General features: G+C 71.4%; 16 protein-coding genes. 7 read left to right on the forward strand and 9 right to left on the reverse strand.

Going from position 1 to position 18,810, the window contains the following annotated elements:
* Positions 1-5 precede the first annotated feature (5 nt).
* Entirely contained in the window at positions 6-614 is a 609-nt protein-coding gene (locus G6G98_RS03930) for an SIMPL domain-containing protein (RefSeq protein WP_164233643.1), read from the reverse strand.
* Positions 611-1,741 carry a flavodoxin-dependent (E)-4-hydroxy-3-methylbut-2-enyl-diphosphate synthase gene (gene ispG, locus G6G98_RS03935; protein ID WP_164233936.1) on the reverse strand — a complete coding sequence of 377 codons (1,131 nt, stop codon included), beginning with the start codon at positions 1,739-1,741 and terminating at the stop codon, positions 611-613. Before ispG ends, G6G98_RS03930 begins: the two co-directional genes overlap by 4 nt.
* A 251-nt stretch (positions 1,742-1,992) precedes the next feature.
* Here ispG and G6G98_RS03940 point away from each other — a divergent pair, with 251 nt between their 5' ends.
* Entirely contained in the window at positions 1,993-3,876 is a 1,884-nt protein-coding gene (locus tag G6G98_RS03940) for a chorismate-binding protein (protein ID WP_164233642.1), read from the forward strand.
* Positions 3,877-3,882: 6 nt separating this feature from the next.
* Here the strand turns inward: G6G98_RS03940 and G6G98_RS03945 are convergent, their stop codons facing one another.
* Positions 3,883-5,196, reverse strand: coding sequence for a M50 family metallopeptidase (locus G6G98_RS03945; protein ID WP_164233641.1), 1,314 nt, complete (start codon positions 5,194-5,196; stop codon positions 3,883-3,885).
* 82 nt (positions 5,197-5,278) lie between these two features.
* Here G6G98_RS03945 and G6G98_RS03950 point away from each other — a divergent pair, with 82 nt between their 5' ends.
* From G6G98_RS03950 to G6G98_RS03960, 3 genes are all read left to right on the forward strand, one after another.
* The gene (locus tag G6G98_RS03950) at positions 5,279-5,854 is read left to right on the forward strand and encodes a hypothetical protein (RefSeq protein ID WP_164233640.1); all 576 of its coding nucleotides are present in this window, start codon (positions 5,279-5,281) and stop codon (positions 5,852-5,854) included.
* A 108-nt stretch (positions 5,855-5,962) separates the two neighbouring features.
* On the forward strand, positions 5,963-6,643 hold the full coding sequence (locus G6G98_RS03955; RefSeq protein WP_164233639.1) for a YcnI family copper-binding membrane protein: 681 nt from the start codon (positions 5,963-5,965) through the stop codon (positions 6,641-6,643).
* Positions 6,644-6,719: 76 nt separating this feature from the next.
* On the forward strand, positions 6,720-8,342 hold the full coding sequence (locus G6G98_RS03960; protein ID WP_208321418.1) for a Mur ligase family protein: 1,623 nt from the start codon (positions 6,720-6,722) through the stop codon (positions 8,340-8,342).
* 30 nt (positions 8,343-8,372) lie between these two features.
* Here G6G98_RS03960 and dxr read toward each other — a convergent pair whose 3' ends face one another.
* Positions 8,373-9,461, reverse strand: coding sequence for a 1-deoxy-D-xylulose-5-phosphate reductoisomerase (gene dxr / locus G6G98_RS03965; RefSeq protein ID WP_067350975.1), 1,089 nt, complete (start codon positions 9,459-9,461; stop codon positions 8,373-8,375).
* 40 nt (positions 9,462-9,501) lie between these two features.
* Positions 9,502-10,494: an FKBP-type peptidyl-prolyl cis-trans isomerase gene (locus tag G6G98_RS03970; RefSeq protein ID WP_067350972.1), complete on the reverse strand. Its 993-nt coding sequence runs from the start codon at positions 10,492-10,494 to the stop codon at positions 9,502-9,504.
* Positions 10,495-10,618: 124 nt separating this feature from the next.
* Between G6G98_RS03970 and G6G98_RS03975 the strand changes: the two genes are divergently transcribed.
* A complete protein-coding gene (locus tag G6G98_RS03975) occupies positions 10,619-11,398 on the forward strand; it encodes a lysophospholipid acyltransferase family protein (protein ID WP_067350968.1) in 780 nt (259 codons plus the stop codon).
* Positions 11,399-11,410: 12 nt separating this feature from the next.
* Here the strand turns inward: G6G98_RS03975 and G6G98_RS03980 are convergent, their stop codons facing one another.
* Positions 11,411-11,902: an OsmC family protein gene (locus G6G98_RS03980; RefSeq protein WP_164233637.1), complete on the reverse strand. Its 492-nt coding sequence runs from the start codon at positions 11,900-11,902 to the stop codon at positions 11,411-11,413.
* Between the two features lie 85 nt (positions 11,903-11,987).
* Between G6G98_RS03980 and G6G98_RS03985 the strand changes: the two genes are divergently transcribed.
* Together G6G98_RS03985 and ald are read left to right on the forward strand one after the other, a co-directional pair.
* Positions 11,988-12,983 (forward strand): asparaginase, encoded by a 996-nt coding sequence (locus G6G98_RS03985; RefSeq protein WP_067350961.1) that lies wholly within the window; start codon positions 11,988-11,990, stop codon positions 12,981-12,983.
* Between the two features lie 53 nt (positions 12,984-13,036).
* Positions 13,037-14,149 carry an alanine dehydrogenase gene (ald, locus tag G6G98_RS03990; RefSeq protein WP_067350957.1) on the forward strand — a complete coding sequence of 371 codons (1,113 nt, stop codon included), beginning with the start codon at positions 13,037-13,039 and terminating at the stop codon, positions 14,147-14,149.
* Here the strand turns inward: ald and G6G98_RS03995 are convergent, their stop codons facing one another.
* The 3 genes from G6G98_RS03995 to G6G98_RS04005 all read right to left on the reverse strand — a co-directional run bounded on the left by G6G98_RS03995 (position 14,150) and on the right by G6G98_RS04005 (position 18,809).
* The gene (locus tag G6G98_RS03995) at positions 14,150-16,894 is read right to left on the reverse strand and encodes an FtsK/SpoIIIE domain-containing protein (protein WP_067350954.1); all 2,745 of its coding nucleotides are present in this window, start codon (positions 16,892-16,894) and stop codon (positions 14,150-14,152) included. It abuts the gene before it with no gap.
* Positions 16,895-16,952: 58 nt separating this feature from the next.
* Positions 16,953-17,750, reverse strand: a complete 798-nt coding sequence (locus G6G98_RS04000; protein WP_067350950.1) for a PP2C family protein-serine/threonine phosphatase — start codon at positions 17,748-17,750, stop codon at positions 16,953-16,955.
* Positions 17,751-17,825: 75 nt separating this feature from the next.
* On the reverse strand, positions 17,826-18,809 hold the full coding sequence (locus G6G98_RS04005; RefSeq protein WP_067350947.1) for an aldo/keto reductase: 984 nt from the start codon (positions 18,807-18,809) through the stop codon (positions 17,826-17,828).
* Position 18,810 lies beyond the last annotated feature (1 nt).

Raw genomic sequence — 18,810 nt, forward strand, 5'->3', positions numbered from 1 at the left:
CGTTCTCAGAGGGTCTCGTACTCCCCGACCACGGAAACCCGCACCGTGATCTCGGGGATGGTCAGATCGTCCTTCGGCCCGCCGGCCGCGCCGCGGAGGCCGCCCGCCGCGTGCCCGCTGGTCTCACGCAGGGCGGCGACGCTGTCGACGGACGTGCCGAGTGCAGCGGCGAAATCGTCCGCCTTGGCACGGGCGTCCTGCACCGCGACCGCCCGCAGCTCGCGCGTGGCTCGGGTCTTCGTCGTCTCCGTGAGCGCCCACTCCGTCGACACGGCTGCACCCAGTGCGCTCAGCTGCGCCACGACGTCGGAGACGAGGTCCAGGCGGCCCAGCTTGATGCGGACGGCGCCGCTCGTGACGTGGTCCTGGTGCTTTCCGCCGTCCTTGTCCGTCCATACGCGCACGTTCGTGGTCAGCACGTCGACGGAGTGCCACGTGGCTTCTCCCCCAGCGCGCAGGCGCGTCGCACGATCGGCGAGCTTCGCGTGCAGCGCGGTCCCCGCCGCGATGGATCGATCACGATCGGCATGCGCCATGGCGACGCGGGCCGTCAGGGTCGCACGTTCGGCGAGGATATGGCGCTCGCCGAGACCGTCGACCGAGATCCTCGTCATGCCGTGACGACCTGGGCGGTGCCCAGCGGGGCGTCCGGGCCCATCTCGGCGGCGATCCGGTTCGCCTCCTCGATCAGCGTGGCGACGATGTCCGCCTCGGGCACGGTCTTGATGACCTCGCCCTTCACGAAGATCTGCCCCTTGCCGTTGCCGGAGGCGACGCCGAGGTCGGCCTCGCGGGCCTCGCCCGGGCCGTTCACGACGCAGCCCATGACGGCGACGCGCAGCGGCACAGTCATGTCCTTGAGACCCTCCGTGACGTCCTCGGCGAGCGTGTACACATCCACCTGGGCGCGTCCGCAGGACGGGCAGGACACGATCTCGAGCTTGCGCTCACGCAGGTTCAGCGACTGCAGGATCTGGTGGCCGACCTTGACCTCCTCCGCAGGCGGGGCCGACAGCGAGACGCGGATGGTGTCGCCGATGCCCTCCCCGAGCAGGATGCCGAACGCGGTCGCGCTCTTGATGGTGCCCTGGAATGCAGGGCCCGCCTCGGTCACGCCGAGGTGCAGCGGCCAGTCACCGCGCTCGGCGAGCTGCCGGTACGCCTTCACCATCACGACGGGATCGTTGTGCTTCACGGAGATCTTGAAGTCGTGGAAGTCGTGTTCCTCGAACAGCGATGCCTCCCAGACGGCGCTCTCGACGAGCGCCTCCGGCGTGGCCTTGCCGTACTTCTGCAGCAGGCGGGCGTCGAGCGAGCCGGCGTTCACGCCGATTCGCAGCGAGACTCCGGCATCCTTCGCGGCCTTCGCGATCGCGCCGACCTGGTCGTCGAACTTGCGGATGTTCCCGGGGTTCACGCGCACGGCGGCACAGCCGGCGTCGATCGCCTGGAAGACGTACTTCGGCTGGAAATGGATGTCCGCGATGACCGGGATCTGGCTCTTCTTCGCGATGATGTGCAGCACGTCCGCGTCATCCTGCGAGGGCACGGCGACGCGCACGATCTCGCAGCCGGATGCCGTCAGCTCGGCGATCTGCTGGAGCGTGCCGTTGATGTCGGTGGTCTTCGTGGTCGTCATGGACTGCACGCTGACGGGGGCGTCGCCGCCCACGAGCACCTTGCCCACCTTGATCTGACGGGACTTGCGGCGAGGGGCGAGGACTTCGGGGATCTTCGGCATCCCAAGGTTCACTGCTGGCACCAGACAAGACTACGCGTCCCTCATGGACGCGGGCTGGATGCCGGCAGGAAGAAGCATCGCGTCACGAGCCGGTTCCGGCATGCGACGGTGTGATAGTTTTCACCCCATGCTCGCGAACTTCACCTGGTGGCCCGCCTCCTAGGCGGTGTGTTCGCGTTCCCACGAATCCAGACCGCCTCCGGGGCGGTCTTTTCGTTGAGCCGAGCCGGAGCCCCGCACAGGAGACATCGATGACACTCTCACGCCTCGCCGAGCTCACCGCCGACAGCGACTCGTCGTTCGTGCTGATCGCCCGCGACGGCGCGGACACGGTCGAACTGCTCAGCGGCGACGTCGTCGACGTCGAGCTCCTCGCCGACATCCCCCTGTCGAGCGACGGCGCTCCGCGCGAGGTGTTCGCGATGGTGCCCTACCGGCAGGTGCGCGAGCGCGGCTTCGTCGCCCAGGACGACGGCGCGCCCCTGCGCTGCATCATCGTGGACGAGCACCTGCACCTGCCGACGGCCGAGCTCCTCGACGAGCTCCCCCACGTCTCGGTTCCGCTGCGAGACGAGGGCTTCGACATCGCCGACGAGGAGTACGCCGCCATCGTCGAGACCGTGATCGCCGACGAGATCGGCCGTGGAGAGGGCGCGAACTTCGTCATCCGCCGCGACTTCACCGCCCGCTTCGACGTCGACGACCGCACGGCCGCGCTCACCTGGTTCCGGGCTCTGCTGACGCACGAACGCGGGGCGTACTGGACCTTCGCCGTGTTCACGCCCGGCCACATCGCGGTCGGCGCGAGCCCCGAGGCTCACGTCGTCGCCCGCGAAGGCGTGGTGACGATGAACCCGATCTCCGGCACGTTCCGTCACCCGGCCGGCGGCGCCACGAAGGAGACGCTCGTCGACTTCCTCTCCTCGACCAAGGAGACCGAGGAGCTCTTCATGGTCGTCGACGAGGAGCTCAAGATGATGAGCGCCGTCTGCTCCGACGGCGGCCGCATCACCGGTCCGCACCTCAAGGAGATGTCGCGGCTCACCCACACCGAGTACATGCTCCGCGGGCGTAGCCGACTGGACCCGCGGGACATCCTCCGCGAGACGATGTTCGCGCCCACCGTCACCGGCTCTCCCATGCAGAACGCGTGCGCCGTGATCCGCCGCCACGAGCAGAAGCCGCGCGGCTACTACTCGGGCGTCGCCGCACTGTTCACCCCGAACGCGGAGGGCGGGCATGATCTCGACGCCCCGATCCTCATCCGCACCGTGTACGTGCAGGACGGCGCGCTGAGCGTCCCGGTCGGCGCGACGCTGGTCCGGCACTCCGACCCCCTGGGCGAGGTGTCGGAGACGCACGGCAAGGCGGCCGGGGTCCTGGGAGCGATCGGGGCCATCGACCGGGATCGCGCCGCCGAGGCGCGGACCGATGCGGATGCTCCCGGCGAGCGGCTGCCGCTCGCCGACGACCCGACCGTCGCCGCCCTTCTCGCCTCGCGCAACGGCCGTCTCGCCGACTTCTGGCTGAACCCGCAGGGAGACGACTTCACCGGTCCGTTCGAGGGACGCACCGCCGTCGTCGTCGATGCCGAGGATCGCTTCACGACGATGCTCGCGCACCAGCTCCGCCACCTCGGCCTGGACGTCACCATCGCCCCCTGGAGCGACGCTCCGGAGGAGCTGCTGGATGCCGCCGATCTCGTCGTAGCGGGCCCCGGCCCCGGCGACCCCCGTGACGAGGAGAGCCCGCGGATCGCCCGGATGCGACAGGTCGTCGCACGCCGCCTCGAAACGGGCCGCCCGCTCCTCGCCGTCTGCCTCAGCCACCAGATCCTCGCAGACGGCCTCGGCATCGCCCTGACGCCCCTCGACGCCCCGCACCAGGGCCTGCAGAAGGCGGTTCCCGTGTTCGGGGAGGACGCGTCGATCGGGTTCTACAACACGTTCACCGCGCGGGTGCCCGCAGGCACCGCGCGCGTGGGTGCGGCAGAGGTGTCCGCTGATCCCGCGACCGGAGACGTCTACGCCCTCCGCGGCGAGCGCTTCGCCTCCGTGCAGGGGCACCTGGAGTCGATCCTGTCCCGCGACGGCATCCGCACGCTCGAAAGGCTCGTCACGCACGCCCTGACCTGAGCTGCGCTACTGCAGGATGTCGACCGGATTGAACAGGTCGGCGACGAGCAGCAGTCCGCCCATCGCGATCAGCAGCACCGCCACGACGATCGTCAGCGGCACGAGCTTCGTGGCGTCGACCGGTGCGGGCGGCGGACGCCGGAAGATCCGCGCCCAGGCTCGCTTCAGCCCGTCCCAGAGCGCGACGACGATGTGACCGCCGTCGAGCGGGAGCAGCGGGATGAGGTTGAACACGAACAGCGCGACGTTCAGCGATCCGAGCAGGCCGAGCAGCACCGAGAAACGGTTGAGCACGGGCGCGTCCGTCGCCGCGACCTCGCCGGCGATGCGCCCGACGCCGACGACGCTGAGCGGCCCGTTCGGGTCGCGCTCTCCTCCGGTGACCAGCGACACCCCCACGTCCCAGAGCCGCACCGGCAGCGTGACGATGAGGGAGGCCACCCGGCCCACGTTGTCGGCGGCCACCTGCGGGCCGACGGTGAGAGGCTGCTGGACGAATCCCATCTGCGCGCCCATCCCGACGTAGCCCACCGTCTTCACGATCTGGTCGCCGTCCTCGTCCAGGAGCGGCTGCCCTGAGGCGTCCGTCAGGGTCCGCTCGGCCGCGATCGGCGTGATCTCGAGCGTCTCGTCCTCACCGTCGCGGCGCACGACCAGATCGAGGGTCTCGCCCGGCGCCGCCTGAACGATCGCCGTGGCCTCGGCGAACGTCGACACCTCGCGCCCGTCGATGGAGATCAGCACGTCGCCCGGCTTGATGCCGGCCGCAGCCGCGGGGGATTCCGGATCGTCCGCGGCGCACTCGGTCGCCGTCGACCCGGCGGGAAGCACGCACTGCGTCACGGACGCGATCGTCGTGGTCCCCTGCTGCACGCCGATGCCCGACACGAGCACCGTGAAGATCACCACGGCGAGGATGAGGTTCATCAGCGGCCCGCCGAGCATCACGATCACGCGCTTCCACACCGGGAGCCGATAGAACACGCGGTCTTCGGCACCCTCGGCGATCGTCTCATCGTTGGCGGAGCGGGCGTCCTGGATCAGCGACCGGAAGAGGCCCTTGGCGGGGCCGGAGGTCTTCGAAGCCGGGTACATGCCGGACATCGAGATGAAGCCGCCCAGCGGAAGGAGCTTGAAGCCGTACTCCGTCTCGCCGATCCGCTTCGACCACAGCCGAGGGCCGAAGCCGATCATGTACTGCCCGACCCGCACGCCGAAGAGCTTCGCCGGCAGGAGGTGCCCGACCTCGTGCAGACCGATCGACAGTCCGAGGCCGATCAGCATGAACACGATTCCGGCCAGATACAGCAGTGCTTCCACATGCACACGCTACTGGTCGCAGCCTAGGGATCCGCCGCACACGGCGCGGGACGGATGCGGCGGACCGCATAGGCTGGTTCTCGTGACCTCCCGCCAGCTGCGACTCCTGCGCGCGGCTTCGGCATCCTCGATCGCCACCCTCCTGGCCGCTGTGTCGCACACCCTCGCCGGCGGACCCGCGCCGCACCCGCTGCTGATCCTCGCCGTGGCGGCGCTGCTGGTGCCGCCGGCCGCGCTCCTCATCGGCTCCCGCCCTTCCCGATCGCGGATGGCGCTGACCGTTCTCGTCAGCCAGGCGGCCTTCCATCTCGTGTTCCAGCTGCTGGGCGCCCCTGTCGCGGGCGAGGCCGTGCTCGGCGGGCACGTGCACACGCTCGATCTCACGGCTCTCGGCCCCGCCACCGCCGTCGCGGCCCCGGATGCCGTCATGCTGTGCGGCCACGTCGTCGCGGCAACGCTGACGACGCTGGTCCTCTGGCGGGGCGAGTCCGTCGTCCGCACGATCGCCGGCTGGATGCTCGCGCTGCTGCGGTACGCGGTCGCCCCGGTCCCCGTCGCTCACGAGCGGCCGGCGCCTCCGCGCACCGCGGTGGTCCCGCTGACCGACCCCGTCCTCACCGCGAGCGTCACCCGCCGCGGCCCTCCGCTCACCGCCTGATCGCCGCACCGCCTCGTTCCGGAGGCGCACCACCTTCACCCGCGGGTTCCCGCGCACATCTGCGCGCCCGCACAGAGCAATCAGCACAGAGCAATCAGGAGTTCTCCCATGCGTTCCATCATCCGCACCCGTCGTCCTCGCCGCACCGCCCGGATCACCGCCGGCGTGGTCGGCGGCGTCGTCCTCGCCCTCGCCGTCCCGGCGGTGGCGGGCGCCCACGTCTCCGTGTCCCCCGACGAGCTCGTCGCCGGCGACCACGGCGTCCTCACCTTCTCCTTCGCCCACGGCTGCGAGAGCTCTCCGACGACCTCCCTCCGGGTCACCATGCCGGAAGGCCTCACCTCGGTCGCTCCGACGGCGGACGGCGACTGGAGCATCGACGTCGAGCGAGGCGATGACGGGCTCGTCAGCGCCGTGACCTACACCGCCGTCGCGCCGGTCCCGACCGACCTCCGCGGAGCGGTGGGCATGGCGGTCGGTCTCGACGAGAGCAGCCCCGAGACGCTCGTCTTCCCCGTCGTGCAGACCTGCGTCGAGGGCAGCACCGAGTGGACCCAGCTCGCCGAGGAGGGCGAGGATCCGCACAGCCTGGACGCACCGGCCCCGGTCGTGACCGTCACGGCAGCCGGGGAGCACGGCGGACACGGCGCCGGGGAGGCCGCGGAAGCCGGCGACGCGATCGCGGATGCCGCATCCGACCCCGCGCCGCTGCTCCTCGGGGCCGGCGGCCTCGTCGCCGGTCTCGCCGCGCTGGTCGTGTCCGTCCTCGCCTACCGGCGCCGCGCCTGAATCGGACGGACCCCGGTGCGGCGCCGTCCGTGCCGCACCGGGGTTCGTCCCTGCGGCGTGAGATCATTGAGGCGACATGTCGATTGAACAGCAACCGAGCCTGCCTCCTGTGCTCCGCCCCGCGAACCCGCCCCGGCGTGAGCTGTCCGAACTCGCCTCCCGCTTCGCCCGCGAGATCCGCGGCGACGTGAACGGAGTCGCCGTGTCGGGGATCACCCTCGCCACCGCCGACCTCCGCGCCGGCGAGGCCTTCGTCGCGATCCAGGGCGTCAACCGCCACGGCGCCGAGTTCGCGGTGACCGCCGCGGAGAAGGGCGCCGTCGCGATCATCACCGACGACGCAGGCGCCGCCATCGCCGAGCCCGCCGGCCTTCCGGTGCTCATCGTCGACGACCCCCGAGGCGTCCTCGGCGCCCTCAGCGCCTGGGTCTACGGGACCGGCGGAGACGACCCGCTCCCGCTCCTCTTCGCCACCACCGGCACGAACGGCAAGACCAGCGTCTCCCACCTCCTCGAGGGGATCCTCGACCAGATCGGCGTCGTCACCGGGCTCTCCTCCACCGCCGAGCGGCACATCGCCGGGGAGGTCATCGTCTCCCGCCTCACGACGCCCGAAGCCTCCGAGATGCACGCTCTGCTGGCCCTGATGCGCGAGCGCGACGTCGAGGCCGTGGCCGTCGAGGTCAGCGCGCAGGCCCTCTCCCGGCACCGCGTCGACGGCATCCTGTTCGACGTCGCCGGGTTCACGAACCTCAGCCACGATCACCTCGACGACTACGCCGACATGGAGGAGTACTTCGAGGCGAAGCTTCCGCTGTTCCGCCCCGACCGGGCGCGCCGCGGCGTCGTCTGCCTCGACTCCCCGTCCGGCGCGATCGTGGTCGAGCGCGCCGAGATCCCCGTCGTCACGGTCGGCACGCCGTCCATCGCGGCCGACCCCGACGCGGCGGCCCTCGCCGACTGGGTCGTCCGCATCGACGAGGAGCGCGCGGCCGGCACCACCTTCACGATGACGGGCCCTGCGGGTTCCCTCACGACGACGGTGCCCGTGATCGGGCCGCACATGGCCGCGAACGCGGCCCTCGCGATCGTCATGCTCCTCGAGGGCGGCTACGGCTGGGAGCGCATCGTCACCGCGCTCGAGCGCGACGGCGGCATCCGCGCCTTCCTCCCCGGTCGCACGCAGCTCATCTCCGGCGAGCACGGCCCCGCCGTCTTCGTCGACTTCGGCCACTCCCCCGACGCGTTCGAGAAGACCCTCGCCGCAGTCCGCCGGGTCACACCCGGGAAGGTGCTGATGCTGTTCGGCGCCGACGGCGACCGCGACGCCAGCAAGCGCTACGACATGGCGCGGACCGCCGTCGAGGGCAGCGACATCCTCGTGATCACCGACCACCACCCGCGCTTCGAGGACCCTGACTCGATCAGGGCGACCCTCGTCGCCGGCGCCCGGCAGGCGCGACCGGATGCCGAGATCCACGAGTCCTCCCCGCCGGAGAAGGCGATCGTGGAAGCGATCGGCCTGGTCGGCGAGGGAGACGCGATCCTCTGGGCGGGACCGGGCCACCAGGACTACCGCGACATCCGCGGTGTGCGCACCCCCTACTCGGCACGCGAGCTCGCCCGGCGCGCACTCAAGGCCGCCGGCTGGGACGTCCCCGACTCCCGCTGGCCGGTGCCCTACGCCGACGAGGACTGATCAGGACCGGCGGCGTCTCGCCGCGCACGCTCAGCGAGCGGGAGCGGCGATGAGCTGGTCCGCCTTCCGGCGCGCCCACGCCTCGGCATCCGCCAGCGACTCCACCGTGAGCTTCTCCGGCGGCTCGTGGGCGTCGACCACGCGCGCGATGGTGTCCACGATGCCGAGGAACGAGAGCCGTCCCTCGTGGAACGCGTCGACGGCCTGCTCGTTGGCGGCGTTGTACACGGCGGGGAAGGTCGCGCCGGCACGGCCGACCGCCTTCGCGAGGTCGACGGAGGGGAACGCCTCGTCGTCGAGCGGCTCGAACGTCCAGGACGTCGCGGCCGTCCAGTCCATCGGCCTCCCCACGCCGCCGACGCGGCTCGGCCAGTCCAGGCCGAGCGAGATCGGCAGGCGCATGTCGGGCGGCGAGGCCTGTGCGATGGTCGATCCGTCGATGAACTCGACCATCGAATGCACGATGGACTGCGGATGCACGACCACATCGATGTCGTCGTAGTCGACGCCGAACAGCAGGTGCGCCTCGATGACCTCGAGGCCCTTGTTGACGAGGGTGGCCGAGTTCGTGGTCACCATGCGACCCATGTCCCAGGTCGGGTGCGCGAGAGCCTCCTGGGGAGTGACGTCCGCCATCTCTGCGCGCGAACGCCCGCGGAAAGGCCCTCCGGAAGCCGTCACGATGAGCCGGCGCACCTCGTCGCGGCTTCCGCTGCGGAGCGCCTGCGCGAGAGCGGAGTGCTCCGAGTCGACCGGGACGATCTGGCCGGGCGCGGCAGCGGCGAGCACGAGTTCGCCGCCCACGATCAGCGACTCCTTGTTGGCCAGGGCGAGTGTGCGTCCGGCCTTCAGCGCGGCGAGCGTCGAGCCGAGGCCGATCGATCCGGTGATCGCGTTGAGCACGACGTCGGCCTCGACGTCGTGGACGAGCTGCTCGGCGGCGTCCGCGCCCAGAGCGGTGTCCTCGACGCCGAACTGCGCGGCCTGCTCCGCCAGCATCTCCGCGTTCGAGCCGGCGGCGAGACCGACCAGCTCGAAGCGCCGCGGGTTGGCGCGGATGACGTCGAGCGCCTGGGTGCCGATGGAGCCGGTGGAGCCGAGGACGATGACGCGACGCATGCCGTCAGCCTATGGCACGTCCCCGGCTCACCGGATGCGCTTACTGCTGGGGCTGCTCGAGGGGGGTCGTCGCGAGGATGTCGACGACGAAGACCAGCGTCTCGCCGACCAGATCCGTCTCGTTGATCTCGCCCTCGCCGTACCCGTCCTTCGGCGGCATCACCACGACGACCTGCGAGCCGACCTTCTGGCCTTCGAGCGCCATCTTGAAGCCGGTGACGACACCGGTGGTCTGGAACTGCGCCGGAGCGGCGTCACGGCTCCAGCTGGAGTCGAACTCGCTGCCGTCGGACCACTTGACGCCGCGGTACTGCACGGTCACCAGGTCGCCCGAGGCGACCACGGCACCGTCGCCCTCCTTCAGGGCCGCGACCTTCGTCTCAGCCGGCGCGTCGCCCTCGGGAATCGTGATGGTCGGAGCGCCGGCATCGTCGAGCTCGACGGCGGGCATGCCCTCGGTCGGATCCACGTCCTCGCCGGAGGCGACGGTCGGCAGCTCCTCGATGGTCTCGACGTAGAGGATGCTGGGGTTCGATCCCTCCTGCGTCGAGGGGAGAGTGACCACGACGCTCGATCCGATCGGGATGCACTCGGCGGCGACGGTGAACACGGGCGCCTGGGTCGGGTCGACCATCTGCTGCGAGTTCTGGGTCGACAGCAGGGCGGAGAGCACGCCGTCGGGGCCTCGCTCGGAGGTGCTGAGGACCTCGTTGGTCACCGCGTCGATGAGCTGGTAGCGCAGCGAGACGAGGTCGCCGGGCATGACGTCCTCGCCGTCGCCCTCGACGATCACCGAGCGCTCGGGTTCGGTCAGCTCGGTACCGGCGGGCACCGTCACCTTCGCGTCCGCTCCGGTGCCGTCGACGACGACCGCATCGGAACCGGCGCCGGACTTCAGGTCGGCGAGGCAGGAGCTCTCCGGCGCCGGGGACGAGGTGTCGGTGGGCTCGGGGCTCGCACTGCCGGAGCAGCCGGCGAGGAGCAGGGTCGCCGCAGCGACGGTGGACAGGACGAGGAGCGGACGCTTGCGCACAGTGAGACCTCAGGATCGCGGGCGGGACACCCCATCCTCTCTCATCCGGCTAGGTCCGCGCTGGGAGGCGGAGGGCGCGCCCTGCATTCCCTCGGCGGCATGGGTCCGGGAGTAGTCTTCTCTGATGACCTCTGAGCAGTCCGTGGAGCCCGAATCGTCGCCCGCTGAGACTGCGAAGCCTCGTCGTGCGGGCTTCACCTACGCCCTGGGCCGAAGCCTGATCAGCCCGCTGGCGCGTCTCGTCTACCGTCCCCGAATCGAGGGCCGCGAGAACGTGCCGCAGGACGGCGCGGTGATCTTCGCGAGCAACCACCTGTCCTTCATCGACTCGATCGCGATCCCGGTCGCGGCGCCGCGACCGGTCCATTTCCTGGCGAAGTCGAGCTACTTCGAGGGCACGGGCATGAGCGGATGGCTCAGCAAGACGTTCTTCGAGTCGATCGGCGCGATCCCGGTGCGGCGCGGCGCCGGTCAGGCGGCGCTCGACGCTCTCGATCTGCAGCGCCAGCTGCTCGACGATGGCCTCGCGGTCGCGCTGTACCCCGAAGGCACCAGGTCCACGGACGGCCGGCTGTACAAGGGCCGCACCGGCGTCGCCTTCCTCGCCCTGCAGACCGGAGCGCCGGTGGTTCCCGTCGGGCTGATCGGCACCGACAAGGTGATGCCGGTCGGAGCGAAGATGCCGACCCTCAAGGAGAAGGTCACGGTCCGCTTCGGCGCGCCCCTCGACCTCTCGCCGCACGGTCCCGCGTCCAGCGGGCGTGCTCGCCGCCTGGCGACAGACGAGATCATGGCCGCGATCCACGCGCTCTCCGAGCAGGAGCTCGCGGGCGCCTACAACGAGGCGCCCGCCCAGGGGGCGATCGAGAAGATCAAGCAGGCCCTCCCGCACGAGCGCCGCTGAGGGCCGGCGCGGTCACGCCTGTGCGGTGACCGTCGCCTGATGCCGGACCGGGAAGTTCACCGAGTTCGCGATGAAGCACCACTCGTTCGCCTGCGCGTGCGCTCGTTCGGCCGCCTCGATCATCGACGCATCGGCGACGACCACCTGGGGGCGGAGCACCACCTCGACGAAGGCGCCCCCGCCGGCCCCGTTCTCCCGCATGACGCCCGAGGCGTCGTCCCGGTAGGACACGACGACGACTCCCGCGGTCACGCAGGCATGCAGGTAGGACAGCAGGTGGCACTCGGACAGCGAGGCGAGCAGCAGGTCCTCGGGGTTCCAGCGCGCGGGATCGCCGCGGAACGGCTTGTCCGAGGAGGCGAGGATCTCGGGCTTCCCCTGCACCTCGAGGGTGACGTCGCGACGGTAGTCGCGGTAGCCGCTGGTGCCGGCGCCGGTGTTCCCGGTCCACGTCGACGTGAGCGCGTAACGGTGCTCGCCGAGAGGGGCTCTGTGATCTGCCATGCCGACAGTCTGCCAGCGGTGTCCGACGTCGCGCACCGCGGGGCGGCGACGTCGGGACCGGGGACGCCGGCGGTATTCTTGGCAGGTGCTGGAGACTCTCACCGTTCAGGATGCTGTTGAACTCGCCGTCGTCGAACGGAACGGATTCGTGGAGTCCCGTCATGCGGGCGCTGCCGTCGTGCTCTCCCCGGACGGGGACGTCGTCGCGAGGCACGGCAACGCAGACGCCCTGGTCCTCCCCCGCTCCAGCCTCAAGCCGCTGCAGGCGATCGCCTGCGTCACCGCCGGTGCGGCCCTGGAGGGCGAGCAGCTGGCGATGTCGACGGCGAGTCACACCGGCACCGATCGCCATGCGGCGGTCGTCCGTGACATGCTCACCGAGGGCGGTCTCACCGAGGACCACCTCGGCTGCCCTCCGGCCTGGCCCGGGGACGCGCGCACGCGCGACGAGATGGTGCGCGAGCACGGCGCGAAGGCCAGGATCCGCATGAACTGCTCCGGCAAGCACGCCGCCATGCTCCGCGCCTGCGTGGCGACCGGCTGGCCGACCGACGGATACCTCGATCCCGCGCACCCGCTTCAGGCCCACATCCGCGAGGTGATCGAGCGCCTCACGGGCGAGAAGGTCGCCCACACGGCGATCGACGGCTGCGGCGCGCCTGTGCACGCGCTGACCCTGACAGGCCTCGCCCGCTCGATCCACCGCATCGGAAGCGCCTCCGACCGCTCGCCGTTCGCGCTGCACCGGGTGGCGGGATCGCTCGTGCGTGCCGTCCGCGAGAACCCCTGGGCCATCGAGGGCCCCGGCCGCCCCGACACCATCGCGATCGAGAGGCTCGGGGTCTTCACCAAGCACGGCGCCGAGGGCGTGATGGTGATGGTCGCCCCGAACGGCGCCACGGCCGCGCTGAAGATGCTCGACGGCTCCTCGCGCGCGTCGAGCGTGGTCGCGGCGACTCTCCTCGCCCGTGCCGGCGCCCTGGCCGAGGCCGATGTCGCCGCGCTCGCTGAAGCTCTTCCGCTCGCCGTGCTGGGCGGAGGGAATCCTGTCGGGGTGATCCGCCCCGGCAGCGGAATCTGATGGCCTGAACCCGGGCCGGACGCCTCTCGACGGCGAGAGGGAAAGGACGCATCATGAGGATCTCCGTCCCCACCGAGGTGAAGAACAACGAGTACCGGGTGGCGCTCACACCGGCCGGTGTGCACGATCTGGTCCTCGCCGGGCACGAGGTGCTGGTGCAGTCCGGCGCCGGAGCCGGATCGTCGATGCCCGACGACGAGTACCGCGCCGCCGGCGCCGTTCTCGTGCAGGAGGCGGCGGAGGTCTGGGACCGCGCCGAGCTGCTGCTCAAGGTGAAGGAGCCGATCGAGAGCGAGTACCGGCACTTCCGCGACGACCTCGTGCTGTTCACATATCTGCATCTCGCCGCCGATCGTCCGCTCACCGAGCGGCTCCTCGCCGACGGCGTGACCGCGATCGCGTACGAGACGGTCCAGCTTGCCTCGGGCGGACTGCCGCTCCTTGCTCCGATGAGCGAGGTCGCGGGGCGTCTCGCCCCGATGGTGGGCGCGCACACGCTGATGCGCTCTGAGGGCGGTCTCGGCCTGCTGATGTCCGGCGTTCCGGGCACCCGGCCGGCGACGGTCACCGTGATCGGCGGAGGGGTCGCGGGCGCGAACGCCGCGGTGATGGCGAGCGGCATGGGCGCCGACGTCACCATTTTCGACACGAACATCGCCCGGCTCCGGCTGCTCGACGATCACTTCGCGGGCCGGGTGAAGACCGCCTCGTCGAACCCGATGGACCTGCGGAGCGCAGTGATCGCCTCGGACCTGGTCATCGGCTCCGTGCTGATCCCGGGGGCACGCGCTCCGAAGCTCGTCACCAGCGAGATGGTGGCGCAGATGCGACCGGGCAGCGTGCTGGTCGACATCGCCGTCGATCAGGGCGGATGCTTCGAGGACACGCATCCGACCACCCACGACGACCCGACGTTCGACGTGCACGGCACCGTGTTCTACTGCGTGGCGAACATGCCGGGCGCGGTGCCGAACACCTCCACCTCCGCGCTGACCAATGCGACGCTGCCGTACGTGCGCCAGATCGCCGCTCACGGCTGGCGGGAGGCGCTCGGCGCCGACCCGGCGCTGGCGGCAGGGCTCAACACCTCGGCGGGCGCTGTCGTGAACGAGGGCGTCGCCGCGGCGCACGGGATGAGCAGAGCGACGCTCTCCGACATCCTCTGATCACCGGGGGTCGAGCTCCGGCAGCACCACCCTCCGCGGGCCTTCGGCGCCGAACAGCGACCAGGCGCGCCCTGCGTGCGGATGCGCATACGGAGGCAGTTCGCGGACGCCGGCGAGCTGTCGCAGGTCTGCGGGGTTCTCCGCGCGCACGAGGATCTCTCCCTCCGCGCGCACCCTCTGCCAGAGGCTCCATTGGCGCTGCCACGACTCCGCCTCGCCGACGAGGATCGTCGGCACGCCGTCGCCGACGGCGGGGACGGCATCCGCGGAGACGTGACGCACGTCGCATTCCGGACGCGCGGCTGCGAGGAGCGGGATGACGGCGGACGCGGCCGCGCTCACGACGCCGGCGAGGGGCGCGCGCGGCGACCAGTGGTCGCGGCGCCGGTCCGGCTCATCGACCGCGGCCGTCGTCTCCGCGGCGACCCAGGCGAGCTGCGCCTCGTGCTCGCCGATGATCGCCCGTCCGGGAGGGCGCGCGCGATCGAAGGTGGCGGAGTCGCCGCCCGCCGCCAGGTGCTCGACCCGGCTCGGCATCCGCATCAGCACGCGGCGGGGCAGCGCATCGAGAAGACGACCGACGGGTCCGGTCGCGCGAGCCGCGGTGAAGACGAATGTCGTCCCCTGGTGGCCGCGGAGAATCTGCTCCCAGCGCTGCGCGAGCTGCTGGGCGTGCTCGGCGGGGAGGTCGGCGAGCTGCGCGTCCAGGTCGTCGCACAGCACCAGGCGAGGCTCTGAACCTCGGCGGCCCGAGAGGGAGACGACAGCGTCCCATGCCGCCTCGGCGTCGTGCGGCACCCAGAGCGAATCCGGGCACTGCGCTCGCAGCAGCCGGAGCACGGAGGTCCGTCCGGACCCTGGTGCGCCCAGCACGGCGATCCCGCGGTCGACGCCGACGTCCAGGAGGGCGAGCGGCTGCCGCTGCCGCTCGGGCTCGTCCGTCCGTCCGATCACGATCCTCCCCGCTGGGACGTCGGCATCGATCTCAGCGAGCGGCAGCATCGTCGGAAGCGCGGGGAGCCAGGGGCTCGGTGGAGGCTCCGCAGGGGCCTGGCGGAGACCGATCGCACGCAGATCGCCTGCACCTGTCAACGCCACCCGGGTCGCGATCGGCTCGGCGTCCTGCGGCCGGCGGACGAGGGCGAGTCCTCGCGAGGCGGATCCGCCCGGGATCTCGGACGCGGCATCCGTCCCGATGACGAGCCGGCTGTCCGCCGGGTCGCCGACGCGCAGGCTCACCCTGAGCGGGCAGTTCGCGGCGAGGGCCTCCCGGATCACGCCGGATGCACGCTGCGTCCCGATGATCAGGTGCATGCCGAGCGCACGTCCCCTCGCCGCGATGTCCGTGAACACCGCACCGAGGTCGGGGTGCTCCTGGAGCAGCGCCGCGAACTCGTCGACCACGATCACGAGCCGGGGCAGCCGCGCGTCCTGGACGTCGCGCACGCCGGCCGCCGCCAGCACCGCTTCCCTCCTGCGGAGCTCCGCGGTCAGGCTGGTCACGCCGCGGCGGGCGCCCGCGTCGTCGAGATCGGTGATCACCGCGGCCACCTGCGGCAGCCCGCGCAGCGGGTCGAACGCCGTGCCGCCCTTGAAGTCCGCGAGCACGAACGTGACCCTGTCGGGACCGTGCGCCGACGCGATCGCGGTGACCCACGAGACGAGCAACTCGCTCTTCCCCGTTCCGGTGGTGCCCGTGACGATCGCGTGCGGCCCGTCGTCCACGATGTCGACGACGACGTCCCCGAGCAGGCTGCGACCGATCGCGGCGGGGAGCCCGTGACGCGACGGTGGCTGCGAGAGGTCGCTCAGCGCGACCAGATCAGGGAGCACGTCGAGTTCCTCCCCGCTCGCCGCCCAGGAGCCGGCGACGGCCGTCGCCTGCGCGGCGGAGACGCACTCCGCCGCCAGAGTCAGCATCCCGTGGGGCGTGCGCAGCCCGGCTCGACCGGGCTCTGCCAGTTCGAGCACCGTCGTGACGCCCTCCGGCACCTCGTCCGCCGCATCGACGATCCAGACGACGGCGTCGGCGGAAGGACGCGAGTCACCTCTCATCGCCAGTCCGAGCCGGAAGGCACCTCGACGTGCGGCGCGCGCGTGCGGAAGCTCGCCGAGACTCCAGTCCGCGGCGCGATCGCCGACGAGGGCCAGCTGCCCCGCGCCGAAGCGCAGGCAGAGCTGGAGGACGAGCGCGCGGGCTGCGGCCCTGGCCGTCGGAGCGGGGCCCCGCAGACACACGCCGCCGCCGAGCGGGACGATCACGGGGGCGTCATCGAGGCGCGCGCAGCGCTCCTTGAAGGCACCGGCGCGGTCGCCCTCGCCGTTCGCGCGGATGCCGCTCGGCACCTCGCCGCGCCCCACGACCAGTTCGGTGTGTGCATCCGGGCTCTGCGATCCGCGCAGCGGGGGCTCCGCCAGGGCCGCCGCCGCATCCGGATGGCGGTGCCAGCGTCGCTCCCTCTCCTCCGCCTGATACCGGGCGAGCTGTCCCTCTGCTCTCGCCCACGCCGCCTCGCTCTCCGCCTGATCGTCTCTGCGCGCCCTGCGTCGCGACCGTGCGGCGTCGACGAGCGAGGCCGCGATCATGAGCGGGCCGAGGGCCGCGAAGCACAGCGCGTACAGCGACCCGGTGACGAGCCACAGCACGATCCCGGCGGCGACCGGGACGAGCGCGGCCACGAACGGCACGGGAGGACGCCGCGGCGGCGCAGGGTCGGCGGGAAGGGCGATCGACGGGGAGTCCATGCCGTTCAGTCGACACCGTGGAGCGCTGCGATGGGCGCATTCCACAGGCCCGAGGTCGTTATGCGGTCGGTTCGGCCTCTGTGGAGGAGGGGTCTTCCGCCACCTGCACGACGACGATCGTCACGTTGTCCCGCCCGCCGTTCTCCAGCGCCGCGGCGAGCATCGCGTCGACGGCGGCCGCCGGATCGTCGTGCTCGCGCAGGAAGTGCTGGATGCCGTAGTCCGTGAGCTCCTTGGTGAGACCGTCCGAGCAGATCACGAAGCGGTCGCCGGCGTGCACCTCGAAGCGCACGTAGTCGGGCGCGGTGAGCTCGCTGGCCCCGACGGCCCGCGTGATCACGTTGCTGTACGGGTGGCCCTCCGCCTCCTCGGGACTGATCTTGCCCGCGGTGATGAGCTCCTGCACCACGGAGTGGTCGGTGGTGACCTGCACGAGGCGGTCGTCGCGAAGCAGGTAGACCCGCGAGTCGCCGATGTTGAGCGAGACCCAGTGCGGCTCGTCGTCCTCGAACTCGAGGAAGACTCCGGTGAGAGTCGTGCCGGTGCCCTCGTCGGTGGTCTCCGGATGCTCGGAGATGTCATCGACGGCGGCCTGGAGCGCGGCCTCGATGGCACGGCGCTCCACCTGCCCCTCGGAGACGAGGGACTCCAGCCGGCGAACGGTGCTCTGGCTGGCGATCTCGCCCCCGGCATGGCCGCCCATCCCGTCGGCGACGACGAAGAGCGGGTACTCGGCGAAGAACGCGTCCTGGTTCGTCTCCCGGCGGCGGCCGACGTCGGTCACGCCCGCCCAGGAGAGCGTCAATCGCCGCCCATCGGCGGTGACGCTGTGCGTCTTCGTCGTCGTCTCAGCCACGTGCTGCCTCCGGAATGCCTGCGGCGATTCGGGGGGCCTCAGGATACACACACATCGTAGTGGACTCCCCCATGTTCACGTCCTCGCCCCGGGGTCTTCCGGGAGCGGGAACAGCTCGTCGATGATCGCCAGCTCGGCGGCATCCGGCCGCCAGGCCTCACCCGCCTCGGCGTTCGCCTCGACCTGCGCCGCCGACGTGGCGCCCGCGATCACGCTCGACACGACGGGGTTCGCGAGGAGCCAGCCGAAGGTCGCCTGGAGCATCGTGATGCCGCGCTCGTCGCAGAAGGCGCGGAACGCGTCGAGGGCGTCCCAGGGCGCCCCCTCCCACAGGTGCTGCCTGGTGGACATGATGCGGCTGGTCGCCGGCCCGCCGTCCCTGGTGAACTTGCCCGTCAGGAGGCCGTTGTGCAGGGGGAACCACGGGAAGAAGCCGAGTCCGTATCGCGCGACGGCCGGCAGGACCTCCCTCTCCGCAGCGCGGGCGAGGAGCGAATAGTGGTTCTGCGCCGAGACGAACCGCCCGGTCGAGCGGGCGCGCGACGTGAACTCCGCCTCGGCGATCTGCCATCCCGTGAAGTTGGAGTGGCCGTAGTACCGGATCTTGCCCTCACGGACCAGTTCGTCGAGAGCATCCGTCGTCTCGGCGATCGGGGTCTCCGGGTCGGGGAGGTGCAGCTGGTACAGGTCGATCCAGTCGGTGCGCAGGCGCCGCAGCGACTCCTCCACCGCTCGCCGCACATATCTCCGCGATCCGAGGCCCGCCGGGAAGTCGTACCCCATGTCGCGGGCGTGGCCGAACTTGGTGGCCAGCACGACCCTGTCGCGTCGCCCTTCGAGCGCCTCCCCCATGAGGGTCTCGCTCGCGCCGGCGACCGCGCCGTAGATGTCGGCCGTGTCGAACAGGGTGATGCCGTTGGCGATGGCGGCGTCGATCACCTCGCGCGTCCCGGCCAGGGTCTCGGTCACCGTGCCCGCGCGGCCGAAGTTGTTGCATCCGAGTCCGGTGGGTGAGACGAGAAGACCCGAGGCGCCGACCCGGCGCTGCGACGTGAGCATG

This window comes from Microbacterium hydrocarbonoxydans, from assembly GCF_011752045.1.
In the GTDB taxonomy this organism is placed as follows: Bacteria; Actinomycetota; Actinomycetes; order Actinomycetales; family Microbacteriaceae; genus Microbacterium.

Excerpts from the sequence above, each read along its gene's own strand:
- G6G98_RS03940 (WP_164233642.1), top strand. The coding sequence starts at position 1,993 with ATGACACTCTCACGCCTCGCCGAGCTCACCGCCGACAGCGACTCGTCG.
- G6G98_RS03995 (WP_067350954.1), bottom strand. The coding sequence starts at position 16,894 with ATGGACTCCCCGTCGATCGCCCTTCCCGCCGACCCTGCGCCGCCGCGG.
- G6G98_RS03930 (WP_164233643.1), bottom strand. The coding sequence starts at position 614 with ATGACGAGGATCTCGGTCGACGGTCTCGGCGAGCGCCATATCCTCGCC.
- ald (WP_067350957.1), top strand. The coding sequence starts at position 13,037 with ATGAGGATCTCCGTCCCCACCGAGGTGAAGAACAACGAGTACCGGGTG.
- G6G98_RS03975 (WP_067350968.1), top strand. The coding sequence starts at position 10,619 with ATGACCTCTGAGCAGTCCGTGGAGCCCGAATCGTCGCCCGCTGAGACT.
- G6G98_RS03980 (WP_164233637.1), bottom strand. The coding sequence starts at position 11,902 with ATGGCAGATCACAGAGCCCCTCTCGGCGAGCACCGTTACGCGCTCACG.
- G6G98_RS03960 (WP_208321418.1), top strand. The coding sequence starts at position 6,720 with ATGTCGATTGAACAGCAACCGAGCCTGCCTCCTGTGCTCCGCCCCGCG.
- G6G98_RS04005 (WP_067350947.1), bottom strand. The coding sequence starts at position 18,809 with ATGCTCACGTCGCAGCGCCGGGTCGGCGCCTCGGGTCTTCTCGTCTCA.
- ispG (WP_164233936.1), bottom strand. The coding sequence starts at position 1,741 with ATGCCGAAGATCCCCGAAGTCCTCGCCCCTCGCCGCAAGTCCCGTCAG.
- dxr (WP_067350975.1), bottom strand. The coding sequence starts at position 9,461 with ATGCGTCGCGTCATCGTCCTCGGCTCCACCGGCTCCATCGGCACCCAG.
- G6G98_RS03955 (WP_164233639.1), top strand. The coding sequence starts at position 5,963 with ATGCGTTCCATCATCCGCACCCGTCGTCCTCGCCGCACCGCCCGGATC.